The sequence below is a fragment of the Hyalangium minutum genome (genome assembly GCF_000737315.1).
GTDB lineage: Bacteria > Myxococcota > Myxococcia > Myxococcales > Myxococcaceae > Hyalangium > Hyalangium minutum.
The window spans coordinates 1-21561 of record NZ_JMCB01000033.1; the positions used below are offsets into that span (position 1 = coordinate 1).

Genomic DNA, 21561 nt, shown 5'->3' on the forward strand with positions numbered 1-21561 from the left:
CATCGGGCAAGTAACCAAAGGCGCGCGGCTTCACGATGTTGGGATGGTCCAGCATCAGAAGCACCAGCACCTCGCGCAGCGTGCGGGCGTGTGTCCGCCCATGGTCGCCGCTCTCCTGCCGGTGTAGCGCGAGCTTGAGCGCGAACGGCTGGCCGTCCTTCTCCACCTGGTGGACAGCGCCGAAGCCGCCCTGACTCATGGCCCCTACCACCTGCCAGCCGTCCACGACGGTGCCGGGCGGTAGCTCGCTTGTTCCGATCACGGCTTGCCCTCCACCTTCGGCAGCACGCGCACGGCGGGAATCGAAAAGCTCCGGCCATCTTTCCCTCTGAGTTCCAGCACGTATTTTCCCCCAGTACCCTTTGGCGGTGCCTCCGTTTCCACGAGAATTCGCCCATCTTGCCCGGGTAAAATCTCCTCTGGGATTGCTGTCATCGTTCGCACCGTCACCTGCCTTCCCTCATCACTTGTCATCGTCGCCTCTTGCGGAAGCCAAGGGTGACTGGACTCGTTGATGATTCTGACATCCAGCAGCAACCAGCCGGGGCCGAGATGGGAAACGCCGCGTGCCGACTCGAAGCCGCCCACCTCGTCCCGGTAGAACTCAAAGGATGTGGTCTTGACGCCGGTCTCGTCCAAGTAGCCGGCCCGCGCGAATTCAAGAGGCCCCCTCGCATGGCACTGGGCTCTGAGCGCCAGCAGGTCGGTCTGACAGGTGGCTTCTGGTGGCTCAAGCCGTACCACGTCAATCCGGGTGTCCACCTCGGAGGAAGCCGGCACGAGAACAAACACCGCGTGAGCCGGAGCTTTCCCATCCGCGAATGGGACGCGCAGAGCCAGGCGCTCGGTGGATGCGAGCTTGAGCAGAGGTTCAAGGATGAGGGACCGATCGCCTGCGTCCACCGTGATTCGAGTGCCGCGCCCATCCACCTCGACGGACTCTCGGTTAAGCGGGGACTGGAAGCGGAACACCGTGGTGACGCCCTGGGCGATGCGGATCTCGTGCGGCGGATCCATGGGGTTGCCGGTCACGGTGACGGACCGTCCTCGGCGCTCTTGAGGGGTGCTCGATTGAGCCCGCGCAGTCGTTCCGAGGAGGAGAACGATGGCGAGGGTCCATATGATAGGTTGGCACACTGCGGGCTGACCTCCAAGGTTACATTACCAGACCCCGGAGGCTCGGCGATCATCCCAAGCCGGAGCGAGGGCTTGTCCGGGGCAAGGGGCCTGGAGTACGTGCGGAGCCATGTCCTCCGCAGCCAGAGCCACCTTCCTGATTGCCTCTCCCGACGCTCCTGGCCTCGTTGCCAGGCTGGCCAGCTTCTTCTCCGAACTGGGTCTCAACATCATCGACGCCAGCAACCACACCGAGGTCTTCACCGAGAGCGGTGGCCCCCGCTTCTTCATGCGGTTGGTGGTGGACCTGTCCCGCCTCGAGAGCCCTCAGGCCGTTCAGGGGCTGGGCGGTTCGAGCTCGCGCAAGAGCCTCACCGATGCCTTCGCGAAGCTGGCGGGCTCGCTCCAGGCCGAGTGGTCCGTGGCCTTCAGCGACCGAGTCGCCCGAGTGGCCATCCTCGTCACCAAGGAGCCCGTCTGCCTCTACGACTTGCTCCTGCGCCAGCAGAGCGGCGAGCTGCCGTGCGAGATACCCCTCATCATCGGCAACCACACCGCCCTGGAGTCCGTGGCGGAGAACTTCCGCGTCCCTTTCTTCACGCTCCCCGTCACCCCCGACACCAAGCCCGCCCAAGAGGCCGCCGTCCTGGACCTGCTGCGCCGCCACCACATCGATCTCGTGGTGCTCGCCCGCTACATGCAGGTGCTCACCGATGACTTCCTCAAGCAGGCGCCCCCCGTCATCAACATCCACCACGGCTTCCTACCGGCTTTCCAGGGCGCCAAGCCCTACCACCAAGCCTATGCCCGAGGTGTGAAGATCATCGGCGCCACCGCCCACTACGCCACCAAGGACCTCGACCAGGGGCCCATCATCGAGCAGGACGTGGCGCGCGTCTCCCACGCCATGGGTCCCGAGGAACTGGTGCGCGTGGGCCGGGATGTGGAGCGCGTGGTGCTCGCCCGGGCCGTGCGCGCCCATCTGGAGCGCCGCGTCGTCGTCGAAGGCCGCCGCACCATCATCCTGTGATGGCCAGGGTGCTCCAGACCCTCTCCTAAATACCGCCCCAACCGGGCTAGAGTGATCAACGCACGGTGTCATCCCCATGGGGAGCCGTGGGCCGGAGGAGACTGGATGAGAAGGGAGTCAGTACCCGGGTTGTTCGAGGGCTATGCCGTCGCGCCCGGGACGTTTGACGAGCTGTTCGATGCGGCGGGGACGCCGCGTGCCGCCTTCCTTCGCACCCTCGGAATGCTCGGGGCTCGAACCTGCGAGGACTTCGCCCGCTTCCAGAGCCTCGCGGAGCGCGCCCTGCTCAACCAGGGTGTGACTTTCTCCGTGTACTCGGACGCCCGAGGCACCGAGAAGATCTTCCCCTTCTGTCTCATCCCCCGCGTCATCTCCGCGCCCGACTGGGTCCACCTGGAGCGCGGGCTGGAGCAGCGCGTCCGGGCGCTCGCCCACTTCCTGGATGACGTCTATGGCGAGCAGCGCATGCTCGCTGAGCGTCCCGAGCTGCGCGAGATCGTCTATGGCACCAAGCTGTACCTGCCCCAGCTGCGCCACGTGCGCCCCGCAGGTGGCGTGCGCATCCACATCTCGGGCATCGATCTCATCCGCGACCAGCAGGGCACCTTCCGGGTGCTCGAGGACAACCTCCGTACGCCATCGGGCGTCTCCTACGTGCTGGAGAGCCGCATCGTCTCCAAGCGCGTGATGCCGGAGATCTTCGAGCAGGCCCGCGTCCGCCAGGTGGACCACTACCCGGCGCGCCTCGCCGAGACGCTGCGCGCCGTGTCCCCCGAGGCCCCCGAGCGCTCCACCGTCGTGGTGCTCACGCCCGGGCCTTACAACTCGGCCTACTTCGAGCACACCTTCCTGGCCCGTACCATGGGCGTGGAGGTGGTTCACCCGGCCGACCTCTTCGTGGACGACGACCGCGTCTTCGTGCGCACCACGCGCGGGCCTCGCCGCGTCCATGTCATCTACCGCCGCATCGATGACGCCTTCCTGGATCCGGAGATGTTCCGTCCGGACAGCATGCTCGGCGTGCGCGGGCTGATGCGCGCCTACGCCGCAGGCAACGTCGCCCTGGCCAACTCCCCGGGCAACGGCGTGGCGGACGACAAGGCCGTCTACGCCTTCGTGCCGGACATGATCCGCTTCTACCTCTCTGAGGAGCCCCTCTTGGAGCAGGTGCCCACCTACGTGTGCCTGCGCAAGGAGGACCGCGCATACGTGCTCGACCATCTGGAGGAACTGGTGGTGAAGACGGTGGACGAGGCGGGCGGCTACGGCATGCTCATGGGCCCTCAGTCCACGCGCGAGGCCCGCGAGGAGTTCCGCCAGCGCATCCTCGACGAGCCCCGTCGCTACGTGGCTCAGCCCCGCGTCGAGCTGTCCTCCTGCCCGACGTGGATCGCCGACAAGGAGAAGGTGGCGCCTCGCCGCGTGGATCTGCGGCCCTACATCCTCACCGGCCCACAGGGGCCCTGGGTGCTCCCGGGTGGCCTGAGTCGCGTGGCCCTGCGGGAGGGCTCGTACGTGGTGAACTCCAGCCAGGGTGGTGGCTCGAAGGACACCTGGGTGCAGCGGGAGGCCGTATGATCGCGCGAGTGGCGGAGCACTGCTTCTGGCTCGGGCGCTACCTGGAGCGCGCCGAGAGCACGGCCCGGGTGCTCCAGGTGACGGGCACGCTGGCGCTGGACGCGGGGCTGTCTCCGGAGCAGGTCTGGAGCCCCGTGGTGGTCGTCTTCGGCGAGCGCGAGCGCTTCGATGCGCTCCACGGCACCGTGGCCGAGAGCGACGGCGAGCAGGTGCAGCAGTACATGGTGTGGGAGCAGAAGAACCCCTCCAGCCTGATCGAGGTGCTGAGCTGGGCTCGCGAGAACGCGCGCGCCATCCGCGAGGTGGTGAGCCTCGAGTGCTGGGAGGTCCTCAACGAGCTGTACCTGTGGCTGCACAGCGAGGAGGCCCGGAGGGAGTTCAAGGAGCACCGCTACGGCTTCTACCGCCACGTGCGCCGCATGGCGCAGCTGTGCCTGGGTCTGTTCCGCAACACCATGCTCCACGACGCGCCGCTGGACTTCATCACGCTGGGCGTGCTCCTGGAGCGCGTGGGGCAGACGGCCCGCGTGCTGGACGTGCACCACCATGCCTTCAAGCAACTGCCGGATGGCCACCAGGTGGTGGAGACGAGCCTCTGGCTGTCGTTGCTGCGCGCCTGCTCGGGCTTCGAGGCCTTCATGAAGCGCAACCAGGGCAAGGTGACGGGCGACGCTGTGGCCTCCTTCCTCCTCTTCGAGCAGGAGTTCCCGCGCTCCATCCGCTACTGCCTGAAGTCCGCGACGCGCTACCTGGAGGAGTTCCACCCGCCCGGAACGAGGGGCCTGCCCGGAGCGGAGACGGTGGCGCTGAGCAAGCAGTTGCTCGCGAGGCTGAGACCGGATGCTCTCGCGGATCCGAACATCACCATCCACAGCTTGCTCACCCACGTGGTGGATTCCACCGCCGCGCTCTGCCAGTCCCTGGCCGCCGAGTTCTTCGGCACGCCCAAGACCCTGGGTTCCCAGGTTCAGGCCCAGTAAAGTTCCGCGTCCCCATGCCCAACCTGCTTGCCACTTCTTTCGAGGGGACGCTCGCCCCCAGCCTGGACCTTCGCTGTCTCGCTCCCGGGAACAAGCTCCCGGACGGGTGGGGCTTGGGCTATTACCCGGGCAGTGAGCCCTCGGCGCAGGTGCTCAAGGAGCACGCCCCACCGCCGGGCGGCAGCATCCACAGCGAGCTCGTCAAGGCCTGGGGACACCTGGAGTCTCCGCTCTTTCTCCTGCACATCCGCAACGCCAAGTGGGGCGCCATCAGCGACGCCAACACCCAGCCCTTCTGCCGCAGCTACGGCGGCCGGGACTGGATGTTCGGCCACAGCGGCAGCCTCCGCCGTGCCCTGCCGCCTCCGCCCGAAATCCACCTCGCGCCCGTGGGCTCCACCGACTCGGAGCTCGTCTTCTGCCGGCTGCTCAGCTGGGTCCAGGCGGCGGGCTGGCAGCGGCTCGGGGAGGTGGATCTGGAGCGGCTGCGCGATTGGCTGGAGGAGATCAACTCCTTCGGTCCGCTCACCCTGTTCTTCACGGACGGGCAGGACCTGTGCGTCTACGCGGACGCGCAGAGCGCCACGGGCGCGTGGCTGTGGCGCGTGAAGCCGCCGTACGACCGGCTCGCGCTGGGCGATGATGACGTGGAGATGGACCTGACCAAGCGCGGCGCCAAGGGCCACAAGGGCGTCATCATCTGCACGGACCCCATCGAGTCGCGCACGGGCATGAAGGCCGACTGGACGCCCGTGCCTCCCGGGGCCCTGGTGGTGGTGCGGCAGGGTGCCGTGCGCGCCGAGGTGCTGCCTCCGAACGTGCCGCGCGGGGCCGGCCAGGACGCTGTGGCCGCCGAGCTGGAGGCCCGCGCCCGTCTGCGCCGCCCCAACGTGGCCAAGTCCCGGGTGATGGATGTGCATCACCGCACCGTCTACCGCTACAACCGGGCCGTGGAGCGCAGCACCCATATCCTCCGGATGACGCCCGCGCAGGATCGGCTCCAGTCCGTGCTCTCGCACGAGCTGACCATGTCCGCGGGCACCCTCCGCGAGGAGTACGAGGACGTGTTTGGCAACCGGGTGCGGCGTGCGCACGTGGAGACGCCCTACACGGAGCTCGTCATCGAAGCACGCTCCCGCGTGGAGCTGAAGGACACGGATCCGCTGGGCTCTCACACGCCGCACATCCGCACCACGTTCCCGTTGCTGTGGATGCCGTGGCAGCAGGTGATGTTGCAGCCGTTCCTTCAGCCCCCGGCGCTGCCGGACACGGAGCTCGAGGAGCTGCTCGAGTACGCGATGAGCTTCGCGCGGCGCAACGACTTCGACCTGCTCGACACGCTGCTGGACCTCAACTTCACCCTCTTCAAGGAGTACCGCTACGCGCAGGGGGTGACGACGGTGCACACCACGCCGTTCCAGGTGTACGCGGCGCGGCACGGGGTGTGCCAGGACTTCACCAACCTCTTCGTCTGCCTGGCGCGTCTGCTCGGAGTGCCCGCGCGCTACACCTGCGGTTACATCTACACGGGCCCCAAGCACGCGAACACGCAGCAGGCCGAGGCTTCGCACGCTTGGGTCCAGGCGTACCTCCCAGAGCGCGGGTGGAAGGGGTTCGATCCCACCAACGGCGTGATCACTCAGACGGATCACGTGCGGCTGGCGGTGGGGCGCTCGTACTCGGACGCGGCGCCCACCTCGGGCACCATCTACGTGGGAGGAGGGATGGAGCGGCTCGAGGCCCTCGTGCGCTGCGAGCCTGTGGAGGAGCCGAGCCGCTGAGCACGGCCCAGCGCGGCCCCAGGGCGCGCTCCGCCAGCGGTAGCCTGCGGGGAGACGAGGCGCGCATGGACTTCCTGCGCAAGGGGAGCCACGGCCACACTGGAACTGCCCTGGCGTAGCGGATCTTCCATGGTCCTCGGCGCGGGTGGCGCTAGAACAGGGGGGACCATGCTCGACTTCCTGCTGCGGCTCTCCGAGATGAACCCGGCGGTTCGGATGGAGCGCATCCGCCGGGAGGAGCTCACCGAGGCCACGCTGCGGGAACTGCACGCGTTGGCCACCCGGCTGATGGCCGAGGACCTGGAGCACTTCCGCGTGCACGCTCAGGCAAACGAGGTGGTCCACGTCTTCCGCCGCGTGGACACCGGGGGCATCGTCGGCTTCCAGTTCTGGAGGACGGCGCCCATGGCGTTGCCTCGGAGCCGCATCATCCTGGGAGGCAAGCTGCGGATCCTTCCCGAGTTCCGCCGCCGGGGCCTGCACCTGCTCGCGGGGCTGTCGTTCTTCCTGGAGAACCAGCTTCGCCACCCGAGGACGCGCTTCTACCGGCTGTCCATTCCGAGCATCTTCGGCTTCGTGTCCATCACCGAGGCGCTCGCGGAGTATCAGATGGTCGACCCGAAAGCGTCCGGGAGGGAGGAGGCGGCGGTGCGCGACGCCTTCCGGGTCCTGGCCGAAGAGAGTCACTTCCGGGTGGATCCCGAGACGGGCTTGTTCTTCGTGAACATCTACATGACGCCCGAGACGCTGGGCCGCTATCCCCCCGCCTTCTTCGAGAAGCCTGCGGCCCGGCGTTATGCCTCGGTCAACCCGGAGTTCCGTACGAACGGCTCATACGTGGGGATGTGGTTCCGCTTCACCCCGGCGAACCTGCTCTCGCTGACGCGGGCAATTACCCGCAGGCTCTTGGGGACTGAGGCCACCGGCTGATCAGACTTCTTCTTCCGTCGTGGGCGGAGGAGGGGCAAGGCGCGCGAGGGCCTCGCGCAGGCGCTCGGGAATGGCCATGGCCTTGCGCGACGCTCGGTCCACGAAGACGTGCACGAAGTGCCCGTGGGCGGCGGCTTGCTCCTCGCCCTCCTTGAAGATGGCGATCCCGTATGTCACCGAGCGGTTGCCCAGCTTGTCCACGCGCAGACCTGCTCGGAGGCGATCCGGATACGCGAGCGGGGCGTGGTAGGAGCACCGGGACTCCACCACCAGGCCGATGACGGGGCTGCTGTGGATGTCGAGGCCCCCTTCGTGGATGAGGTAGTGGTTCGCCACCGTGTCGAAGTAGCTGTAATAGGTGACGTTGTTGATGTGGCCGTAGACGTCGTTGTCCATCCAGCGAGTGGTGATGGGCAGGAAGTAGCGGTAGCGGTCAGCAGTCTCGGCTTCGGACACGGCGGAGGCCTCGGAAGGGGTTACCAGTAGCGCAGCGCCTGGCGGAACAGCTCGGTGAGCACGGGGCGGCTCATCTCCCGGGGCGCGTTCTGCAGGAGCCGCTGCTGCGGGTAGGCGCCCTCGGTGAGGGGAATGAGGTCCGCCTCGGTGTAGCCGACGCCACCCAGGCCGTTGGGCATGCCTACCGTGCGCATGATCTGGATCAGCTTCCTCGCGAGTACCTCACCGGCATCCGCGGGCGCCGCACCTCGCACGTCCGCGCCGAGCCACTCTGCGGCCTCCAGGTGCCGCTCGGGGCTCACCTCGGCGGTGTAGCGGAACACGGCCGGGGCGTTCACGATGACGGACATGCCGTGCGGCACCAGGGGCTCGCCTTGTGGGTAGCCCGAGGGGTGGAAGTCTCGAACCAGCCCGGCCACCGCGTAGGCCATGCCGTGCGGCGCGTGCACTCCGGCGTTCCCGAACGCGATGCCCGCCAGCGTGGCGGCCCACATCAGCTGCTCTCGGGCCTCGTGGTCCTGTGCGTCCGCCACTCCGCGCTCCAGGTACAGGCCCATCAGGCGCAGCGCCTCGCGGCAGCCCAGGTCGCTCCACGGGTTGGCGCCCTGGCTCATGGGGCGCAGGCTCGGGCGAGCAGGGGCAGGGCGGCGCACATACGGGCGGGCCGTATAGGACTCCAGCGCGTGGGACAGCACGTCGAGCCCACTGGCGGCGACCACCTCGCTCGGGAGGGTGGCTGTGCAGTCCGGGTCGATGAGGGCCTCGGTGGGACGCAGCGCCAGAGCGGCGATGCCCGTCTTCGCCTTCAGGGAGAGCAGGTCGAAGATGGTGATGCCTGTCACCTCGCTGCCCGTGCCCGAGGTGGTGGGGCAGGCGATGTGCGGCTTGAGCGGGCCGGGCACCGCACGCCCCTGGCCTACGGGCACGTTCACGTAGGCGAGGAAGTCCGCCGGGTATGTGGCGTAGAGGTTGGCGCCCTTGCACGTGTCGATGACTGAACCGCCACCCAGCGAGATGTAGCCGTCTGGCCGGGCCTCCGAGGCAAACCGCGCCGCCTCCAGGAAGGACTGATCCGTAGGCTCCACGTGCACGTCCGTGTAGACGGCCACGTCCAGCCCGGCGGCGCTCAGGGACTGACGCACCTTTTGGAAGTGCTCGAGCCGCGCCATGCGCTCGTCAGAGAACAGGGCCACGCGCTTCATCCCGAGCGCCTTGGCGCGATCACCCACCTCGGCCAGGCAGCCTCGACCAAAGGTGATGCGCGAGGTATCAACCGTGAAGGCGCTGTCGCAGCCTTCGCCTACGAGGTGGTAGTGGCGGCAGAGCACCGAATCCCTCCGGAGGGGTTCGGGTGCACTGTAGCGTCCAGGGACGGAAGAGGGTTCAGCTCTTCTTGGTGGGGTCGGTGTACTCGGCGTCCGTGGTGCCGCGCCGCGCGCCCGGGGGCAGGGGCTTCGCGTCCACGAAGTCCTCACCCTTGGAGGCCTTCTTGAACGAGTAGACGAACTTGCCCACGGCGTTGCCCAGCTGGCCCATCCGCGAGGCGGAGAAGACCACCACCAGGATGAAGCCGATGACAATCATTTCGCCGAGGCCCAGCCCACACATGGGCGCCACAGTGCAGCAAACCCCTCGGCGAGGCAAGCCACCTGTCTCCTGAGAAGGCCGGGCCGTACTTCTCCCGCCTTCTTGGGCCTGCTCTGGCGCAGACTGTCCCCATGCTCCTGCTCGCCCACCGAGGGGCCAGTGCTGACGCCCCCGAAAACACCCTGGAGGCCTTCTCCGAGGCCGTGCGCCAGGGCGCTGACGGCGTGGAGCTGGATGCGCAGGTGTGCGGCTCGGGCGAGGTGGTGGTCTGTCACGATGAGCGGCTGGACCGGCTCGCCGGCCTGCCCTGGCAGGTGGGCACCACCGCTTGGTGGAAGCTCCAGCGGGCAGACGTGGGCACGTCCTTGGGCTTCCGCCCCGCACGCATTCCCCTGCTGGAGGAGGTGCTGGACGCGCTGCCCTCGCACTTCCTCGTGAACATCGAGCTGAAGTGCGCCCAGGTCCGGGATGGGGGGCTGTCGCGCCGCGTGGCGGAGCTCGTCACCCAGAAGGGGCTGAGCGAGCGGGTGGTGATCTCCAGCTTCAACTCGATGTGCTTGTTCCGGGTCGCCGCCGTCGCACCCTCTCTGCGGCGCGGGCTGCTCATCCACCCGGACAGGCCCTGGGCGCCCCAGGCTCACCTGCTGAGCCCGCTGGTGTCCTCGCACTCGGTGCACCCGCACCACAGTGCGTGCACGCCGGAGCGCATGGAGGAGTGGCTCAACGCAGGCCTACGCGTAGCCGCATGGACCGTGGACGCGCCCGAGCGGGCGCGGGAGCTGGAGGCGCTGGGCGTCTCCTACCTCATCACCAACCGCCCCGGAGCCTTGCGAGAGGCCCTGCGGAGCGGCCGACAGGACCCTGATTAGAAGTCGAGGCCCAACGAGGTGTTGAAGGTGACCACCGTGGGCAGGCCACGTGTCTGCTCCGAGCCGTCCGTTACGGGCACGTTGCCCAGGCGGGTGAAGGAGATCTCCGCGCCCAGCTGCAGCACGCCGCCGACGAAGCGCGCGCCGCCGTAGATGCGCTGGGTCATGTTCTCGTGGAAGTGCAGGCGCCCGTAGGAGCCCGTGTTCTGGAGCGCAGCCACCGGATCCAGCGTGGTGCTGGGGGCGCGGTCCGGCTGGAAGTCGAGGGTGGCCGACTGGGCGCTGACGACGGAGAAGTCCAGGCCTCCATAAGGCGTCAACGTCACCATGCCGCCCAGCGGGAGCCGCTTGCCGATGCCCACATCGAAGCCCATGGCGGTGAGGCTCAGATCCTGGGCGCCCATCAGCTTGGTGATGTGGCCGCGCACGCCCAGGTCCGGTAGGTATTTGAGGAAGCCCTCGATGATTCCTCCTTCGTGAAGGGCGACCTTCACTTCGCCGGTCGCGGCGATCATGCGGCTCCGCTCGATCCAGGCCACGCGCCCGCCCAGCTCCGTGGAGAAGGGCAGGCCTTTGCGGACGTGCAGGGCGGGCACCAGCATCGTGCCGGGCTGTGCCTCCTCCATCGGGATGGTGACACCGCTGTCCTCGCCCTCAGCCCGCGCCTTCGGCAGGTTCACCACGGACAGCTCCGCGTTGACGTTGAAGCCCGCGTGGCCCAGCGACTCCGGCGGCATCAGGTTCGCGGACATCAGGCTCGCAGCCATAGATCGCGCGAAGGCCTGGAAGTCCGAGTTCGCCGTGGCGCTGGCGTTGGCGCCCCCTGCGTTCGGGTTGCCCAGGCTCACAAGCCGCAGGTCATTCTTGTCCGCGTGCGCGGCGGCCCCCGACAGGAGCGTCACTAGGGCCATCCACCGACTGAACGCGTGCATCCTCAAACCGCCTCCCAGGGCTCCCGCCGGCAACGGGGGCCACTCTCGGCGGACGCTAACGTGCCGCCGCCAAGAGCGTCAATAAAACGGGCGGCCCCGCCAGAGGCCGAAGCCTCCGGGGAGCCGCCCGGGAAATGCACCGTGTGTGCTCGCGGCCTACGGCGTCTTCTGCTGCGGGCCCGTGCTGGAGCCCACCAGCTTCTGCGCCACCTCGGCCGGCCGGCGGCGGATCACCAGCGTCTTGCGGCTGGCGAAGTCCGCATCCTCGCGCGCCACCACGAGGACATTGTTGTTGCCCTCCTTGAGCGCGAACTCCGTGGAGAACTTCAGCTTGCGCGGCTCTTCACCCTTGGGATCCACCGCCTTGAAGTAGACCTTCTGGTCGTTCACCAGCACGTACACGTCCAGGATGCCGTCCGGATCCGTCACCGTGCCGGACAGCGAGTACCGGTCGCCAGTGGCCATCACGCCGCCGTGGCTGGTGTCCACATCCAGGTGGATGCCCGGAGGAGCCATGCGCGTCAGCCACTCCACCTTCTTGGGCAGCACCGCCTTGGCGGCCTTCTGCTCCTTGGCGTCCGAGCTGCGCACGAAGGCGAAGCGATCCTCACCCACGGTCACCTTGTAGAAGCCCTTGCCCACAGCCACCACGGGCAGCACCGAGGCGCTCGACACCCGACCCACCGGCTTGGCGTCCGGCAGCGGCGAGCTGAGCAGCTCCGTCTTCTCGCTCAGCTTCACCATGGACTTGGTGGGCTCCAGCGTCAGGGCCGCCGTGTCGCGCACGGGAAGCTCCAGCTTCTCGGTGACGAACTCCTCCAGCGGCTCGTCGATGATGGCCAGCTTCAGCGGGAAGGTGTCGCCCTTGTAGCCCTTCTTCACCTCCAGCAGGAACCGCGCCGTCTTCGTCTCGCCCGGGGCCAGCTCCTCGAGGCTGAAGCGGCCCTTCTTGATGAAGACGTTCGGGTCGCCCGCGTTCTTGATGGTGGCGAACGAGTTCATGGCCACGCCGTTGCCCACGTTCGTCACGTCCAGCGCCACGGTGATGTCCTCGCCGAACTGGGCCACGCCGTCGCCGTTGCACGTGGCGCAGTCATCCAGCACCTGCCAGTTGAAGGCGAAGGACGGCCGCGGCAGCTCCAGGAAACCCAGCTCACTCACCAGCGTCTTGGGCAGCAGGCCGTTGTCGTCCATGAACTTCACCGTCACGTCATCCCGGCGCGAAGTCATGTCCTTGGGCAGCTTCACCTGCACCTTCCACGTCTTCTTCTCGCCCGGGGCGAGGGAGCCGAACACGAACTCGCGGCGGTCCAGGAAGGCGTTGTCGCTCTCCGTCCAGGCGCGCACGCGCTTGAGCGGCTCGGTGCCCTTGTTCTCGGCCGTCACCACCATGTCCAGCGCCTCACCGGCCTTCACCGGCTGATCCGACGGCGGAGAGAAGGTGGCCTCCAGCTGCACGTTCTTCGGGGTGGGGCCCGGGCTCCAGTCCACGCCCAGCGCGGCGATGGCGGAGTTGATGCGCTGCTCCTCCTCCGCACGCTTCTGGTCGATGAAGGCCTTGCCCTGCTTCAGCTGCTCCATGCGGTTGCTGGAGGTGGCCTTGAGCACGTAGTCCCGGGCGAAGGAGACCTCGAAGTCCTCCTTGATTTCGTCCTGGCTCTCCGCGTCCAGCTGGTCGTCGAGGTCCTCGCTCTGGCCGCCCACCTCCGTGTCCAGCAGCGGGTCCTTGCCACCGGCCTTGCCCTTGGCGTCCTTGGCATCCTTCTGCGCCGTCTTCGGAGCCTTCTCGGCCTCCTCCTTCTCCTTCTTGGCGGTGGCCTGGGCCTGCACCTTCTCGTCCACCTTCAGGTACTTGAGGCTGTCGATGGGCTTCTCGCGATCCAGCACGTCCTCGCGCTTCTTGGCCACCTTGTCCGAGTCCGGGTTGCCGAAGTGCTGGTCCAGATCCGCCTCGCCAATGGAGCGGCGGGGCGCGAACACGATCACGCTCTCATCCGTGACCTTCGTGGGCACCAGCTGGATGTCCGGGATGATGCCCACCTCCTGGATGGAGACGTCGCCCGGCGTCAGGTACTTAGCGATGGTCAGCTTCAGCGCGCTGTCGTCCGGGAAGTCATAGAGCACCTGCACGCTGCCCTTGCCGAACGTCTGCCGGCCGATGATGACCGCCCGGTTGAGGTTCTTCATCGCGCCAGCGACGATCTCCGAGGCCGAGGCGCTGCCCGAGTTCACCAGCACGGCGATGGGGTAGGCGTCTTCGCCCTCCTGCGGACGGGCGCGCTTCTCCTCGCGCAGCTTGTCGGACAGGCCCACCGTGGCCACCAACACGCCGCTGGAGATGAAGGTGTCGGACACCTGGATGGCCTGCTCCAGCAGACCGCCCGGGTTGCCGCGCAAATCCAAGACCAGGCCCTTCATGGTGCCGCCCTTGGCCTCGGCGTTCTTGCGGATGTCCGCCAGCGCGGCCTCCAAGTCACGCGTGGTGTTGCCCTGGAAGTTCTTGAGGCGGACGTAGCCCACGTTGCCGGCCAGCAGCTTGTGCTGGACGCTCTCGATCGAGATCATCGCGCGGGCCAGCGTCATCACGCGGGGCTTGTCCCAGCCCTTGCGCTCCACGGTGATGGTGATCTTGCTGTCCACCGGGCCGCGCAGCTTGGACACGGCCTCGTTCAGGTCCATGTTGACCGTGGACTCCTCGCCAATCTTCTTGATCTGGTCGTCCTTCTGGATGCCCGCGCGGTGCGCCGGCGTCTTCGGCAGCACGCGGACCACCGTGAGGTTGCCCTCGCGCATCTGGATGACGAAGCCCAGGCCGCCGAACTCACCCTTGGTGGACAGCTTCATCTCCCGGTACAGCTCTGGGCGCAGCAGCACCGAGTGCGGATCCAGCGTGGAGAGCATGCCGTTGATGGCGGCGTACTCGATGTCGCGGGTGTCCTCGATGGGACGCATGTTCTTCGAGATGAAGTCGAAGACGTCCTTGAGGGTGAAGGACATCTTCCACGGCGAGTCCACGTGGCTGATGTCGAAGTCCTTCGTCTTGCCGTTGACGTTGAGGCTGAGCTTGCCCGTCTCGGCGTTGCCCTCGACGAGCACGTCCGGGACGCTCTTCTCCACGTACTCCAGCGCGGCGATCATCATCTCCTTGGGCTTCACGCGCTTGGGGTCGACGTAGTTGTCCTTCACGTAGAGGATGACCTTCGTGAAGACGCGCAGGGAGGACAGGTCGTGCTGGGCCTTCTCGCCCTTGGGCTGAGAGAGCGAGCCATCCCACCCCTGGCTGGCCTGCGCGGCCCCCATGGTGAGCGGAATGGGGGCCCGGTCACTGCCCACGAGGGCCCAGGCCCCGAGCAAGACAGCGACAGCGATGATCCGGCGAAGCATTCGCGGCATGTGGTTCATCCAAGCTGGGGCGTCTGCCACCCCGGGGTGATGCGTGAAGAAAAGGCCAATGAATTCCAGCTGTTGTCGAGGGCGATAAGCACAGAAGGCAGCCGGGCAAGCCTAATCATGGACTCTGGGTGCTTCAAGGCGTCCGCTCCTCGGTATCGAACAGGAACGTTCCTGGGAGGCACTGCGTTCCCGGGCGCTCCTGGGCGAAGGGTCCTCTTCCGAGCGGAGACACCCGGGCCGCTCCTTTATTTCACGGCGCAGTGCGTGGAGCGGCAGGAGGTGGGGGGAGCTGCCCGGACGCCCGGAGCCCTCGATAGAGGAGGGTGCCCGCGACGACGGCGACCGGGAGGAAAAAGGTGTTGAGGATCGGAATCCACAGGAGCAGGTAGACGCCCGCTCCGAGCCCCAAGGTGAGGGCCCGGCGCTCGCGCAGCATCCGCCGCACCTCGGAGAAGGGGTAGAGGTGGCGCGTCATGGGGGCGGCCAGGTGTTCGCCCGCCATCCAGATCATGCTCCACAGACTGCCCAGCACCGTCCAGAGGATGCTGCCCACCCCAGGGATGAAGTTGAGGGGAAAGAGCACCGCCAGCCCCAGGAGCAGGGTGACGAGGCGGGCCAGGGTGTGGGCAATTCCCGTCATCAGCCCTTTGAGGAAGGCGCCCACGCTGAAGGGTGAGGAGGGCGGGGCGCCGCACAGCTCCTCGGTGGCCTCGGAGAGCGGGTCCTGCAGAGGAGCGAGCAGGAGAGGGGGCACCGTGTTGGCGCCCACCACCCAGAGCACCAGGGAGATGAGCAGCCGCACGAGCTGCCAGAGCGCCTCGCCGTACCAGCTCTCCGGGCGGGCGAAGAACCTGTTGATCAGCCCGGGGGTGTAGCGCCAGAGGAAGATGGCCAGGACTACCAGTACGGCCAGTGTCACTGCGGCACACAAGGCGGAGAGCAGGAAGAGCTTGGGCGAGCGGAAGATGAGGCCGAAGGCGCGAGGCAGCAGCCCGAGTCCCTGAAAGAAGTCAGAGAAGCGTGCCTTGGGGGCGAGGGTCGGCACCGGGGAGGTTGGATTCATCCAGGGAGGGTGCGTAATTGGGAGCAGCGGGTTCATTGAACGTTATATAGGCGCGGCCATGTCCCTGGATCTCAAACGAGCAGTCTCCCAACCGATTACCTCCATTGACACGCTGGTGGACGTCTTCCGGGCGGCGGAGAAGCCCCGGACCGAGCACCGGCTGGGGCTCGAGCATGAGAAGTTCGTTTTCCCGCAAGGCGCAGCGCGGCATGTGCCCTACGAGGGGCCTGCCGGCATCGGCGCGTTGCTGGAGAAGATGGGAGCGAAGAGCGGCGGCTACACGCCGTTCCGGGAGACGCCCGAGTCTCCGGTGATCGCGCTGCAGCGGGGCATCGAGACGGTGTCGCTGGAGCCGGGTGGGCAGCTGGAGCTGTCCGGCAGCCCGTTCTTCACGGCGCGCGAGGCCCACGCGGAAAACCTGCGGCACTTGGCCGAGGCGAAGGCGGCGGCGGGAGAGCTGGGGCTGCAGCTGGTGGCGATGGGATACCGGCCCTTTGGGACTCCGGCGGACGTCCCCTGGATGCCGAAGACGCGCTACAAGGTGATGCGGCGCACGCTGCCGGAGCGCGGGCGGCTGGCGCTGAACATGATGTTGATGACGTCGACGGGGCAGGCCTCGTTCGACTGGGCGGACGAGGAGGACTGTGTCCGCAAGACGGTGCTGGTGGCGCGGCTGGCGCCGCTGATGGTGGCGCTGTACGCCAACAGCCCGCTGGTGGAGGGCAAGCCCTCGGAGTGGATGAGCTTCCGCAACCGAGTTTGGGATGAAGTGGATCCCACGCGCTGTGGCTACCTGCCGGCGTTCTTCGATGGCTCGTTCTCGTACCAGGCCTATGTGGAGTGGGCGCTGGACGCGCCGCTGCTCTTCCTGCGCCGGCGGGGTGAGTACCTGCACCCGAAGATGAACTTCCGCCAGCTGCTGAAGGAGGGCTTCGAGGGCCAGCCGGCGGACATGGGGGACTGGACGGACCACCTGTCCACGCTGTTCCCCGAGGTGCGGCTCAAGAAGGTGATCGAGGTGCGCGGGGCGGATTGCGGCTCGGCGGAGATGACGGGGGCGCTGGGGGCGCTGTGGCGCGGGCTGCTGTACGACAGGACGGCGCTGGAGGAGGGGGAGCGGCTGCTGCCGAAGTTGTCCCTCGCCGAGCACCTGGCCTTCCACGACACGGCCCGGCGGCAGGGGCTGGCGGGGAAGCTGGGGCAGCACGACCTGCACCGGCTGGCGGGGGAGATGGTGGCCATTGCCCGCCGCGGGCTGGAGCGCCTGGATCCGCAGGACGCGCCGCTGCTGGAGCCGCTCACGCGGGTGGCCGCGTCGGGGCGTTCCCCGGGGCAGGCCATTCTTGACGCGTGGCACAAAGATCCGCGGATGGAGACGCTGCTGCCACGCTTCACGCTCTAACGATGAGAGGATGACGCACTGCACCTCAGAGGAGCGCTACCTGAGGGGGTGAAACACATATTGATACAAAGACTCGCTTTTCGCGGGTCGCCCGTTTTCCTGTGGTTGTTTTTCTCGGGCTCTGAATCTTCAGTTCTCAATTATTGCGACTACAATCGTTCTTGCGACAGGTTCCGCAGTATTCCCCCACCTGTGCAGGAGCGACGACGTGCGCACCCTCGGCAAGCTGTCCGTTGTGTCGGTGTTGGGTCTCTGGCTCGTGGGTTGTGGACCCGATGATCTGGGCAGTCACGACCTCGGAGGCGAACAGGTCTCCAGCCAGATCGAGCGGGACTTCGGTGGCCCGAGCGCATTGATGGACTTCTTCGAGAGCCACTCCGAGGCCGAGATCCAGCGAGCGTTGGCGCCCTACGGCGTCGGGTTCGTGCAGCACGGTAACGTCACCGCGGAGCTCATCACCGACTGCCCGCAGTTCTTCCCGTCGAGCGACCGCAACATCTGGCACAGCCTGAACGGCGAGTACTACTACATCGATGGCTCGGGCCGGCCGAACCGCGCGTACTCGTATCTGCCGCCGATCGCCGCCGAGGCGCGCAACGACACCTGTCAGGGGAACGTGGGGCAGTGGGGTGACGCGGCCAATCCCAGCAATGACTACGACGGGGGACACCTCATCGGCTCGCAGCTCGGGGGCTGGGGCAAGCGTGCGAACCTGGTGCCTCAGGATGCCAACTTCAACCGCGGCAACTGGGTGGCGCTCGAGAACAAGATGGCCAGGTGCGCGGCCCTGCCGAACGGCCGGATGCGCTACACCATCGGCGCGAACTACCCGAACCTCACCACGCTCATCCCCAGCATCATGACGATGGAGCTCCGGAACCAGTCCACGGGCGCCAGCGTGCTCCTGTCCTTCGAGAACGTCGACTACGGCGGCTCGAACGGCACGAACGAGAAGAACCGTGGGGTGACCTTCCTCACGAACCAGGGCTGCAACTGAGCAGGGCCGACTGGAGGGCCACAGGAGCGGGGGCCCCCTTTACGGGCGCGGCGCGCCGCTCTTGAATAGCGCTCTGGGCAGAGCACCTCGTGGCCGGGCCCAGCGGCGAGAGGTCTGCCTATGCAGCGGGATGCTGGCGAGAGGTCCGGGGTGTTCGCCTCTGTCCTCGATGCCCATGCATACCAGGCCGAGCTTCGCGCTCGGCTTCTGCGCGTGGTGCCGCTCGTCCTCGCCCTCCACGTCCTGGCCGTCGGGCTCTTCTCTCGGGACCGGCGGGAGCCGGAGCGCGCTCCCGTTCGGCCGGAGGCGCATGACATGCCTGTGCTTCGGCTCATGGCGGCTCGGCCTGTGTCCGTGTTGGCCGCGGCGGCCGTCCCCGCGCAGGCCGTCACACAGCGGAGGATGGCTCGCAAGGTCCGTTCCCTCCTGAATCCCGCGCCGCTGGCCGCACCTGTGCCCAAGGCCGAAGAGCCGCCCCCTGCTCCCGCGGAGACTCCCGAGGGAGATGACACTCCCTCTGCCCCAAGCGGTGGCTCCGAGGCCGAAGGCGGAGTCGCTCTCACGGGCGTTGCGCTGAGCACAGGGGAGGGGATGGGGGCGGGTGAGGGTACGGGGGGCGTCCCAGGAGGAATGCTCCCCAGCGGCCCACCGGCGCCGCCACCCCTCACGCCCGAGGAGCGGGAGGCGTGGGTGGAGCGCTACATGGAGGCGCTCATTCGGGATCGGTTCGAGCGCGTGCGCTATCCCCACCTGGCGGCCGCAGCGGGCATCACGGGAGAGGTGCTGCTCCGCGTGTCCATCAACTCCCAGGGGCGGCTGCTGAAGCTGGAGCTGCTCGGCCGCTGCCCACATCCGGTGCTGTGCGACTCCGCAGAGGAGACGGTGCGCAGCGCCGAGCCGTTTCCTCCACCGCCTCCGGAGTTGGGCAGTCCCTGTTTCCTGGAGTTGCCGTTCCGTTACCGGCTCCACTGAGGCCTCGTGGCCGTGCCGCTGACATGTCAATGCGGGGCGCTGACATGTCAGTCCGTGCCGCTGACATGTCAGCGGGAAATATTCGTTATCTGACATGTCAAGTGGGCTTGAGGTCCCGCTCTGGAGGTGAGGCTGACCCGGGTTTGGCGCGCTGCGTGCAACAGGGGGCGCACCCATGGCCCAGTCTCACGCCAAGCAGCCCTTCAAGCTCCCTGACTTCTACGTTCCCTGGCCGGCCCGCCTGAACCCGAACCTCGAAGGAGCCCGCACGCACTCCAAGGCGTGGGCTCGCGAGATGGGGATCATCGATCCGCCCAAGGACAGCGGCATCCCCCACATCTGGAGCGAGGCCAAGTTCGACGCGATGGATTACGCGCTGCTCTGTGCGTACACCCATCCCGAGTGCCCGGGCCCCGAGCTGGATCTGATCACCGACTGGTACGTCTGGGTCTTCTACTTCGACGACCACTTCCTCGAGCTCTACAAGAAGACGCGAGATCGGGTGAACTCGAAGAAGTACCTCGACGGGCTGCCCGCGTTCATGCCGGTGGACATGTCTCCCCCGCCGGAGCCCAAGAACCCGGTGGAGCGGGGCCTGATCGACCTATGGGCGCGCACTGTCCCCACCAAGTCCCTGGAGTGGCGCAAGCGCTTCTTCGAGAGCACCAAGGCCCTGCTCGAAGAGTCCACCTGGGAGCTGTCCAACATCAGCGAGCAGCGCGTCTCCAACCCCATCGAGTACATCGAGATGCGCCGCAAGGTGGGCGGAGCGCCCTGGTCGGCGGACCTCGTGGAGCACGCTGTCTTCGTGGAGGTGCCCGACCGGGTCGCCGCCTCGCGGCCCATGAAGGTGCTCAAGGACACGTTCTCCGACGGCGTGCACCTGCGCAATGACCTGTTCTCCTACGAGCGGGAGCTGGAGGAGGGTGAGCTCGCCAACTGCGTCCTGGTGCTCGAGAAGTTCCTGGGCGTGGAGACGCAGCGTGCCGCGGACCTGACCAACGAGATCCTCACCTCGCGGCTCCACCAGTTCGAGAACACCGTGGTGACGGAGCTGCCCTCGCTCTTCGCGGAGTTCGGGCTGAACCCGGTCGAGCAGGCGCAGGTGCTCACCTACGTCCGGGGCCTTCAGGACTGGCAGTCCGGCGGCCACGAGTGGCACATGCGCTCGAGCCGCTACATGAACAAGGAGGCCGGTGCGGGCGGAGGGAATGTCCTGGGCCTCTCGGGCCTTGGCATCTCCGGGGCGCGCATCCCCGTCACTCCGGGCGCCCTGGGACTGCAACGCATCAAGCAGTACACGCACGTGCCCTGCCGGCCCGTGGGCCCGTCGGTCCTGCCCAAGTTCTACATGCCGTACACGACGCACGTGAACCCCCACCTGGACGCCGCACGTCGGAACTCCAAGGACTGGGCGCGGCGGATGGGCATGCTGGAGACGCTGCCGGGCCACCCGGGCGTCTTCATCTGGGACGATCACAAGTTCGACGTGGCGGACGTGGCCCTATGTGGTGCGTTGATCCACCCGGCCGCCAACGGTCCCCAGCTCGACCTGAGCGCCTGCTGGCTGGTCTGGGGCACCTACGCGGACGACTACTTCCCGGCGCTGTACGGAAACACCCGCGACATGGCGGGGGCGAAGGTGTTCAACGCCCGGCTCGTGCAGTTCATGCCGGAAGATCCCAAGGCCCAGACCGCGGTTCCCCTCAACCCAGTGGAGCTGGGCCTGGCGGATCTGTGGACGCGCACGGCCGGCCCGCTGTCCGAGTTCGCGCGGAGAGGGTTCCGCAAGGCCATCATGGACATGACGGAGAGCTGGCTGTGGGAGCTCGCCAACCAGAGCCAGAACCGCGTGCCGGATCCGGTGGACTACGTGGAGATGCGCCGGAAGACGTTCGGCTCGGATCTCACGATGAGCTTGGCGCGGCTGACCCAGGATGTAGGCATTCCTCCGGCGATCTTCAAGACCCGGCCCATGCAGGGGCTCGAGAACTCCGCCGCTGACTACGCCTGCTTCACGAATGACGTCTTCTCCTACCAGAAGGAGATCGAGTTCGAGGGCGAGGTCCACAACATGGTGCTGGTCGTCCAGCGCTTCCTGGAACTGGACAAGGCGCAGGCGGCCTCGGTGGTCAACGAGCTGATGACCGCGCGCATGCGCCAGTTCGAGCACATCGTCAAAACCGAGCTGCCGGCCCTCATCGAGGACTTCAAACTGGACAGCCCCACGCAAGAGCAACTGCACGCCTACGTCGAGAAGCTCCAGCAGTGGATGGCGGGCGTGCTCCGGTGGCACCAGACGGTGGACCGGTACAAGGAGTTCGAGCTGATCAACAGCCGTCTCGCGGGGCGGACGTTCTCGGCTCCGAAGGGGTTGGGCACTTCGGCGGCGCGCATCGCGTCGCTGTTCACCCACCCGTAGTTCCTCAGCAATGACTGTCAGCAGCACCCTTTCTTCAGCCCGTAGTGGAGAGA

General features: G+C 67.3%; 17 protein-coding genes and 1 pseudogene. 10 read left to right on the forward strand and 8 right to left on the reverse strand.

Going from position 1 to position 21561, the window contains the following annotated elements; genetic code table 11:
• Nucleotides 1-262 (reverse strand): annotated as a pseudogene (locus tag DB31_RS43240) (serine/threonine protein kinase); the annotation flags it as partial.
• Nucleotides 259-1137 carry a DUF2381 family protein gene (locus tag DB31_RS43245; RefSeq protein ID WP_044199618.1) on the reverse strand — a complete coding sequence of 293 codons (879 nt, stop codon included), beginning with the start codon at nt 1135-1137 and terminating at the stop codon, nt 259-261. The gene DB31_RS43245 and the pseudogene DB31_RS43240, both read right to left, overlap by 4 nt.
• Nucleotides 1138-1246: 109 nt before the next feature.
• Here DB31_RS43245 and purU point away from each other — a divergent pair, with 109 nt between their 5' ends.
• From purU to DB31_RS43270, 5 genes are all read left to right on the forward strand, one after another.
• On the forward strand, nt 1247-2146 hold the full coding sequence (purU, locus tag DB31_RS43250; protein ID WP_044199620.1) for a formyltetrahydrofolate deformylase: 900 nt from the start codon (nt 1247-1249) through the stop codon (nt 2144-2146).
• 105 nt (nt 2147-2251) lie between these two features.
• On the forward strand, nt 2252-3724 hold the full coding sequence (locus tag DB31_RS43255; RefSeq protein WP_044199623.1) for a circularly permuted type 2 ATP-grasp protein: 1473 nt from the start codon (nt 2252-2254) through the stop codon (nt 3722-3724).
• The gene (locus DB31_RS43260) at nt 3721-4704 is read left to right on the forward strand and encodes an alpha-E domain-containing protein (protein ID WP_044199625.1); all 984 of its coding nucleotides are present in this window, start codon (nt 3721-3723) and stop codon (nt 4702-4704) included. The genes DB31_RS43255 and DB31_RS43260 overlap by 4 nt, the downstream gene beginning before the upstream one ends.
• A 14-nt stretch (nt 4705-4718) precedes the next feature.
• Nucleotides 4719-6485, forward strand: a complete 1767-nt coding sequence (locus DB31_RS43265; protein WP_044199627.1) for a class II glutamine amidotransferase — start codon at nt 4719-4721, stop codon at nt 6483-6485.
• Nucleotides 6486-6653: 168 nt separating this feature from the next.
• Complete coding sequence (locus DB31_RS43270; protein WP_044199631.1) at nt 6654-7415, forward strand: hypothetical protein; 762 nt, start codon at nt 6654-6656, stop codon at nt 7413-7415.
• Here DB31_RS43270 and DB31_RS43275 read toward each other — a convergent pair whose 3' ends face one another.
• The 3 genes from DB31_RS43275 to DB31_RS43285 are packed head-to-tail and all read right to left on the reverse strand — an operon-like array spanning nt 7416 to nt 9479.
• Nucleotides 7416-7871, reverse strand: coding sequence for an acyl-CoA thioesterase (locus DB31_RS43275; RefSeq protein WP_205628666.1), 456 nt, complete (start codon nt 7869-7871; stop codon nt 7416-7418). It lies immediately after the preceding gene.
• Between the two features lie 20 nt (nt 7872-7891).
• Nucleotides 7892-9199: a hydroxyacid-oxoacid transhydrogenase gene (locus DB31_RS43280; protein ID WP_044199638.1), complete on the reverse strand. Its 1308-nt coding sequence runs from the start codon at nt 9197-9199 to the stop codon at nt 7892-7894.
• A 55-nt stretch (nt 9200-9254) separates the two neighbouring features.
• A complete protein-coding gene (locus DB31_RS43285) occupies nt 9255-9479 on the reverse strand; it encodes a twin-arginine translocase TatA/TatE family subunit (protein ID WP_044199643.1) in 225 nt (74 codons plus the stop codon).
• A 110-nt stretch (nt 9480-9589) separates the two neighbouring features.
• Here DB31_RS43285 and DB31_RS43290 point away from each other — a divergent pair, with 110 nt between their 5' ends.
• Entirely contained in the window at nt 9590-10327 is a 738-nt protein-coding gene (locus DB31_RS43290) for a glycerophosphodiester phosphodiesterase (protein WP_044199651.1), read from the forward strand.
• On the opposite strand, the gene DB31_RS43295 is transcribed toward DB31_RS43290, so the two are convergent.
• From DB31_RS43295 to DB31_RS43305, 3 genes are all read right to left on the reverse strand, one after another.
• Nucleotides 10324-11259, reverse strand: coding sequence for a hypothetical protein (locus tag DB31_RS43295; RefSeq protein ID WP_044199654.1), 936 nt, complete (start codon nt 11257-11259; stop codon nt 10324-10326). The genes DB31_RS43290 and DB31_RS43295 overlap by 4 nt on opposite strands.
• Before the next feature lie 156 nt (nt 11260-11415).
• Nucleotides 11416-14661 (reverse strand): MXAN_5808 family serine peptidase, encoded by a 3246-nt coding sequence (locus DB31_RS43300; protein ID WP_044199657.1) that lies wholly within the window; start codon nt 14659-14661, stop codon nt 11416-11418.
• A 241-nt stretch (nt 14662-14902) separates the two neighbouring features.
• A complete protein-coding gene (locus DB31_RS43305; protein WP_044199733.1) occupies nt 14903-15715 on the reverse strand; it encodes an EI24 domain-containing protein in 813 nt (270 codons plus the stop codon).
• Nucleotides 15716-15773: 58 nt separating this feature from the next.
• Between DB31_RS43305 and DB31_RS43310 the strand changes: the two genes are divergently transcribed.
• The 4 genes from DB31_RS43310 to DB31_RS43325 all read left to right on the forward strand — a co-directional run bounded on the left by DB31_RS43310 (nt 15774) and on the right by DB31_RS43325 (nt 21508).
• Nucleotides 15774-17117, forward strand: coding sequence for a glutamate--cysteine ligase (locus DB31_RS43310; RefSeq protein WP_044199660.1), 1344 nt, complete (start codon nt 15774-15776; stop codon nt 17115-17117).
• Between the two features lie 208 nt (nt 17118-17325).
• Nucleotides 17326-18114: a DNA/RNA non-specific endonuclease gene (locus DB31_RS43315; RefSeq protein ID WP_044199664.1), complete on the forward strand. Its 789-nt coding sequence runs from the start codon at nt 17326-17328 to the stop codon at nt 18112-18114.
• A 150-nt stretch (nt 18115-18264) separates the two neighbouring features.
• Nucleotides 18265-19086, forward strand: coding sequence for a TonB family protein (locus tag DB31_RS45845; protein ID WP_169787172.1), 822 nt, complete (start codon nt 18265-18267; stop codon nt 19084-19086).
• Nucleotides 19087-19261: 175 nt separating this feature from the next.
• The gene (locus tag DB31_RS43325) at nt 19262-21508 is read left to right on the forward strand and encodes a family 2 encapsulin nanocompartment cargo protein terpene cyclase (protein ID WP_044199666.1); all 2247 of its coding nucleotides are present in this window, start codon (nt 19262-19264) and stop codon (nt 21506-21508) included.
• The last annotated feature ends 53 nt before the right edge of the window (nt 21509-21561 follow it).